Raw genomic sequence first — 6,635 nt, forward strand, 5'->3', positions numbered from 1 at the left:
TTGATATCGGGGATATGTGAACGCTCCTTTTAATCAGTTTTGGCACTTTATGTTGCAATGATCTGTTCAAAAAAAGTGTTTCTTTTTCCAAGGTTTTTTGCGGCAGCAAAAAACCGGCCCCCGATTCCGAAGGAAGGAGGGGGTGGAAAAGGAAAGAGCATAAGGGGAAACTGGCACCATTCCCATGGTGAAACCGCAGTGCGGTTTGTTTTGTCGTGGTACCAGATTTATTGCCCAATGCACATAAACAAAATGTTTATGTGTAACCATAAATTAGGTGATTTAAATCAAAAAGCACATAAATTTTCAATTTATGCTCACGACAATCAACTGTATTTCACCTTGAAATCTAATCCCCGATGACGAGATCGCTCTTTCTTTTCTTCAATAACTCATTTCGTTTTTCAAGTTCATTCAGCGTTTCTTTGCTTGTTTTTATGGCCTCTTCTTTTGAAGAAATTTTGCTTTCATTGGATGAAATTTGTGATTCTGTTTCCTCTTTTTCTTTACCAATCTGGTACTCCTTATCTTCTTTTAAAGACGTGATCCGTGAGTTTAATTGAGTGATTTCAACACCATACCCTTTCTGTTTTTTCTCTTCTTCTCTAATCAATTTCTTATTATTTTTGATCTTTAAATCTATATATTTTGCCTCATAATAATCTTTATTTCTTTTCACAAAAACATCCAAAGTTTTCGTGTCAGCAGCTGAAGAATATAATTTTTTGCTGGACCCAATTGAGTTTGAATCTTCATCATTTTCATCAGTCAATTGAACTGAAACTGCTGTCCAATCTTCCGGAATATCTCTTACAAACAACACATAAAAATCATCACGAATCTTGATGATTTCAGGACGATATTTCTTTCTCTTATTAGATTTTTCCTTAACAACAGCATCTAATTTCGGAGGAATATCTTGCAGAGAATCTGTAATCATAAAATCAATTTCAAGCATATGATTGTCTGAAAAATAAGTTCGATCTGTCATTTCCACAGTCATGTTATTTATACTCACAGGGGTGTTTAGTTTTGTATTTTCTTCTTCAAACGGCGAATCAAAAATGATCCTGCTGGATAAGAAAAACAGCAGGATCATTGCAATTACACCTGTAGAAACTTTATATTTTGCACCTACAGTTTTAAATTTAATTTTCATTTTTCTGTGTTCCCCTCCTTTACTCTGTAATACGAACAACGACACCATTAAAATGACTTTTCCAATAACTATTGTTCATCTTTGCCACACTAACACCGTAGCTATTTTGACAATTTAAAAATTCACCATTTCCAAGATAAATCCCAACATGGCCATTTACTTTGTAGGTATCAAAGAATACTAAATCGCCTCTTTTTATATTTGAATATTTGACTTTTTTTCCGCGCACAACAAGCGTGTCTGTTGTTGTGGAGGCTAAATTCCCAAGGGATAAACCTGCCTTGTTAAATGCATAGTGTACAAAGCTACTACAGTCAAAGATTCCTTTTAAAATGTCACTTTGATTTCTTCCCCCACCCATAACATAAGTGGATCTTCCTATATAAGCTGATCCTTCTTTTATCGCTTTCTCAATTACTTTGTTTCCTCCCTTTATTACCTCAACTTCACCACCGTTTTCACCATTATTCGGCTTTAGATATCTCATAACATGCTCTACATAAAGTTGATCTCCATACATCCAAGTCCCGTTTGGACGCTGCTGTCCGTTACTATGAATCCGTGCAAAATCAGCCGCGTTTTCCTTTGTCCAGCCTCCGCTTTTTTTTATCGCCCAATTGATATACCCACTCCCAAAGTTATAGCCTTGCAGCGCTGTTTCTTTAACATTTTTTTTAGCTGCTTTGGCTGATTTATAAACTGAAGCAAAGTTTGCGACACCTACTTTTATTGATTCATTAGGATCTGTTATCGAGTTCGGCGGCAGACCTTTCGATTCACTTGCCTGCATCACGTCTAATGACTTTCCGCCAGATTCTTGCATAATCAATGCTAGTATTAGATCAACTAAATCCGGAATGTCGTTGGCTTTACATTCTTTTTCTACAGCCGCCCTGTATTGTTCAACTTCAGGCGCAATGTTTATCGCGGATTCTCCGCCGCCTCCGCCTGAATCTGAACCTGATAAGCCAGATATTATCCCTATGGCACAAACAATAACCACACATACTACAACCAAAATTAAACCAGCCCAAGAGCAGAAAAAAAACAGAAGCGCGCGCTTCTGTAATTGTTTCTTAATTAAGTATTTCACTGCTTCTCCGGCCGCAGCTGTCCCGTTATTCATTCTCTTTCAATCCTTTACCTGTAACGGCAAAATATGATACGGTCCAATTATCTTTTCTCTTCTTTAAATCCAGTTCAAATTCAACTTCAACAGTGCCGGTAATCTTCTTCTTTTCATCCATTAATTCAGCATTAACACTTAGAATCCAATGAGGCGTTCCGTTAACTACCGTGAAGCCAGAAAAAGAAATATCCTGTACCTGTCGGTAAGCAAACGGCTGTACTTTTGTGTCACTTTCTTCAGCAAGACTTAATTCCTTATAAAACTCCGGTGTCAAATATTTTTTTGACTCCTTTAAATGCTTATCTTTATCTTTATAATCGTACGAGTAGTATGATTTTATAAAGGATTTCAGCGTTTGTTGCATTTCTTGTTTGTCTTTATCATCTGCTTTTTCTTCTTTCACAATAGAGTTGTCGGAGGTTGATTGCTCTGAACGATTTTCTTTGATCAAGCTTTCTTTTCGTTCGTTCTTAGTCACCTTTCCTTTATTACTCCCGCCTATACAATAGAGCATCATTGCACCAATAAACACAATACATATGACAATAAGCAGCTTTTTTTGCCTTACAATTTTCTTATCTGCATTTGTCTCAATCTTTTTCACCATTAAGCCCCACCTTCAAACAATTCGAGTTCCTTATGGGTAGCCTCTACATGCATAACTAAATTTTGATCGCCGGCTATGGAAAGAATACAGTCACCAGTTTCAAATTTAGGAAGCAGGGCATACTCGTTGTCTGTCATCTGGTCTTCAAATAAATCTTTAATTAATCTCATTGATGTCTGATCCTGTTTAAACAGTGCTTTATATTGAGTTAGTCCAAATATTTCGCGAAGCTTATTTGCTGCCAAGGCCATATCAGGATCAGAAGTATTAGTATTAGGAAACATACGTTCAATACGCTGTGTAGCCAATAAGATTCCTCCAAAGAACTTCCGGGCTTCAGACATAGCGGTAACGAAAAAGTTCGCGGTATGTGCTTTTTTCAATTCCAACAAATTGTGACATTCATCAAGCATAATAAGAAACCTCGTAATATCGTACCAGTGTATATTGCCTTTATCATAAGCTTCTTTTTGTTTTCTTCCAATATTCATCATCGCGCCCCAAATTTGACTGAGCGCATTAAATATCTGAACATCCTTTACTTGATCGTTCAGCTGTGAAAGGTTCCCAATGTCGTAAAATACGATCTGTTCGTTCACCATATCGGGAATAGTAGTTATACCGTCGAATATTTCTCCAAACTGAGTGACAAGGTTTTTTATTGTCATTCCTATGTCACCAATTCTGGCCTTAAAATTAGGATCTTTTTCTTTTTGATATCTCTCTTCACAGTAAGCTTGAAAATCAGACAATAAGGGGTATTCTTCAGGCGCCAGCTGAGTAATATTTGAGCGTGCATTTTCGCCCCAAAATTCGAATTTCTCGTAAAACCCATATACTAATTCATCAAATTGAACTAAAACATTATCATCAGCTTTAGGCGTTAAAATTCGGTAACACGAGTTTAATTTTGAAACATGCTGCCTAAAAGAAGCACTTTCATCTATTACAACCTTATCTTCTACTTTTTTGGTAACAGAGGGGAATATCTGCATTAGATTTATTCGTCCATTACTTCCATCCAAATCAATAGTAATACCACCCATATCAGCTGTTACAGATTGAAATTCTCCTGATTTATCAAAACCCCGGATAAAGTTACCTTTTGAAGCGTTATCTCTTAAAATCTTTTTTAGAAGTGTTGATTTACCTGATCCCATGTCGCCTGACACGAACATATTATAATAGAGCCTTTTGGATGTCTTATGAAACAAGTCCCAATAAACTGTTCCTCTAGTCGATGTATAGCCATAATAAACACCTGTTGGATCAGATAAACTGGTTTGGTCATAAGAAAAACCTAAACCAATAGCTTCAGCCGGCATATCATTTCCTATTCTTTTGTTTGGCAAGGTTAACTGAGTTTCATAGTCAAGAAATAGAGATTGCCATTCTTCCTTATTTTCATCAAGAAATACTTTACTTTTAAAACCATCACTATCAATTTTCTTTTGGACTTCCGAAATACGCTTTTCTAATTCTGCTTGCGTGGCCCCGTGCATAAAGATCCGGACATGAATCTGTTTTATGACCTCTCCACCTTTAGCAATGGCCATTCCGAGCTCTCTCAATGTTTGCAGTTCTTCATGTGCTAAGTCTGCTTCTGTATCGTTAGCTGCATTACGTATTCTTGATCTCATTTCATTAGTCGATGTCTTAACTTTACTTGCATAATCTATATCTTTTTGTGTATAAGTATCTATTGTAACAATCGTATTATGAATACTGGTTAATTTGTTTAACCAATATGGTCTGAAATTTTCAGGATAACGATAGACATGGAGACAAGCAACATATCCATCACCTGTACGATTAAAAAATTCATCTTTAAAAGAAATGCCACCCATTGGTTGGGTGGCATAAACGAAATTCAAGTCTTTCTCAATTTGTTCCAAAATAATTCACCGCCTAAATAAAGTTGTTCATTCCATGTAGGATTCTGATTTTTTTCTCTATAGAAACTGGCTTCGGCTCTAAGTAATTGATAAAAGGCGTTAATTCCTCAATCCTTTTAGAAAGCTCTTCTGCTGTTCCTCCAAAAATAAATAGATACGTTCGACGACTTTTGTATGTCTTTTCTATGAATTTCAGTTTTTCAAATTCAGCTTTTAAAACCTTCAATCGCGCATAATCATTTGTTCTTTTAATTTTGTATTTCAGAAATTCTTGCTGTACCTGATTATCTTCAGGCAAATTCATATGCACTTCTTTCAGGGTATCTGAATAAATCTGCTGCATCTTCCAATAGGATTCTGTCAAAGAATTAAACTCTTTTTCATCTAGGATATTGGTATCAAAGTGTTTAACATCAAATACTTCAAAGCAGCCTTCCTTTAGACCGACCTTTGTTTTCACATATCCCTCATCGCTATACCCGCATACCGGATATACTCGATTGATTCGATCAATACTTTTTTGGATTTTTTTTAATTTCCGGGTGCTACCCGACTGTTTTTCCTTTTTCACTGACAATGCATCAAATCCCATTTTGATCCTCCTGCTGCCTCGTTGAATAATTAACAGGCTCTTGCGCTTTATATGTCCGACTATCTTTTCTAAAAACCATGAGTGTCATTTCATAAATCTTCTTATTAGGTGAGTCAGGACATGGCCAAAGATAAAATGTAGTGGCAAGAACGACAAACAATACGAAAGGAAGCTGAAGAAACGGATAAACTAAACCTTTCATAAAATATCCGACTGCCAAACTTCCAATGATTATAAATCCATCTACAACCGTTAGCTTATTCCATTGTATTTTCGCTTGAATATTTTCCGGTACGGATAGGGTTTGTCTCATTTTTCACTTCCCCCTTTTAAGCCAGCAGTCACGCTGTTTTTCGCGATATCATATGCTGTTCTTGAATTTCTAACCGATTTTGAATCATATATCCGTTGTGCCAAATCAGCATATTTATTAACCATTACATCTTTTGCTGTCAGAGTAGTAGTTGGCCTTTTTGTCATCTGATTTTTAAATGCATCTGCAGTTGCTTGAACATGTTTAGGCATTCCAATTGGCTTACTGCTTACTGTACTCATTACTTTAGGTGAGTAGTTTAAACGGCCATTTCCCTTATCCTCCACTGGTGCTCTATAGGCGGGTAAAACATTACCTATGGCAGCACGGTGTGTCGGCAGAATGCTATTTGTTGACGCAGGCACGGCATAATTTGCATTTGAACCATTCGAAATAGAATTGACTGACGACGCATTATTGCTTGACGTGATAGATGTTGATGATGCTGGTGAAATCGGACTGCTTGGCATAAGGTTTCCGGATGTTGGTGAACCGGTGCCCTGCGGCATTGTTGCAAATAGTGAACCCCATCCATTATCAGTAGTGCTATTGCTTGCATGGGTACCACTATTGATTGGTCCTTGGAACGATTGCGTTGTATTAAAGCTGCCTGGCGTGTTTCCGCCGACTTGTCCTGGCATTGGGCTTTGTGTCGGTTCATGAGACGTTAATGGCGTTTCAGAGCCGCCTGGCGTGTTTCCGCCGACTTGTCCTGGCATTGGGTTATCACCTGGCATGTTAGACAGCGGAGTATTTCCATCTTTATCAACAGCAGATCCACCCTGTCGTGTCCCTTCTGTCATATTGGATAATGGAGTATTTCCGTCTTGAGTACCTAAACGCTCACTTGTTTCATTAGAGTTAGACTGATCTTTTGATGCTTGCAATGGTGTATCTCCATCTTGTGACAAGATATTGTCTGGCCCATTCTCATTTTTGC

The 6,635-nt window shown here is 37.3% G+C and carries 7 protein-coding genes; all 7 read right to left on the reverse strand.

Annotation, left to right across the window (positions count from 1 at the left end; all coding sequences use genetic code 11):
• Positions 1-349 precede the first annotated feature (349 nt).
• On the reverse strand, positions 350-1,159 hold the full coding sequence (locus RTR43_RS24675; protein ID WP_073982225.1) for a hypothetical protein: 810 nt from the start codon (positions 1,157-1,159) through the stop codon (positions 350-352).
• Positions 1,160-1,178: 19 nt separating this feature from the next.
• Entirely contained in the window at positions 1,179-2,285 is a 1,107-nt protein-coding gene (locus RTR43_RS24680; protein WP_105322171.1) for a bifunctional lytic transglycosylase/C40 family peptidase, read from the reverse strand.
• Positions 2,278-2,895: a hypothetical protein gene (locus RTR43_RS24685; RefSeq protein ID WP_073982224.1), complete on the reverse strand. Its 618-nt coding sequence runs from the start codon at positions 2,893-2,895 to the stop codon at positions 2,278-2,280. The genes RTR43_RS24680 and RTR43_RS24685 overlap by 8 nt, the downstream gene beginning before the upstream one ends.
• Complete coding sequence (locus RTR43_RS24690) at positions 2,895-4,790, reverse strand: VirB4 family type IV secretion system protein (RefSeq protein WP_082188815.1); 1,896 nt, start codon at positions 4,788-4,790, stop codon at positions 2,895-2,897. Before RTR43_RS24690 ends, RTR43_RS24685 begins: the two co-directional genes overlap by 1 nt.
• 13 nt (positions 4,791-4,803) lie before the next feature.
• A complete protein-coding gene (locus tag RTR43_RS24695) occupies positions 4,804-5,382 on the reverse strand; it encodes a hypothetical protein (RefSeq protein WP_073982222.1) in 579 nt (192 codons plus the stop codon).
• Positions 5,372-5,695 (reverse strand): DUF5592 family protein, encoded by a 324-nt coding sequence (locus tag RTR43_RS24700; RefSeq protein ID WP_073982221.1) that lies wholly within the window; start codon positions 5,693-5,695, stop codon positions 5,372-5,374. The genes RTR43_RS24695 and RTR43_RS24700 overlap by 11 nt, the downstream gene beginning before the upstream one ends.
• A partial coding sequence (locus RTR43_RS24705) for a hypothetical protein (protein WP_396954626.1) occupies positions 5,692-6,635 on the reverse strand: 944 nt, incomplete at its 5' end. The genes RTR43_RS24700 and RTR43_RS24705, both read right to left, overlap by 4 nt.

It is taken from the genome of Neobacillus sp., assembly GCF_031988165.1.
Classification (GTDB): domain Bacteria; phylum Bacillota; class Bacilli; order Bacillales; family Cytobacillaceae; genus Neobacillus; species Neobacillus rhizosphaerae.

Excerpts from the sequence above, each read along its gene's own strand:
- RTR43_RS24675 (WP_073982225.1), bottom strand. The coding sequence starts at position 1,159 with ATGAAAATTAAATTTAAAACTGTAGGTGCAAAATATAAAGTTTCTACA.
- RTR43_RS24680 (WP_105322171.1), bottom strand. The coding sequence starts at position 2,285 with ATGAATAACGGGACAGCTGCGGCCGGAGAAGCAGTGAAATACTTAATT.
- RTR43_RS24685 (WP_073982224.1), bottom strand. The coding sequence starts at position 2,895 with ATGGTGAAAAAGATTGAGACAAATGCAGATAAGAAAATTGTAAGGCAA.
- RTR43_RS24695 (WP_073982222.1), bottom strand. The coding sequence starts at position 5,382 with ATGGGATTTGATGCATTGTCAGTGAAAAAGGAAAAACAGTCGGGTAGC.
- RTR43_RS24700 (WP_073982221.1), bottom strand. The coding sequence starts at position 5,695 with ATGAGACAAACCCTATCCGTACCGGAAAATATTCAAGCGAAAATACAA.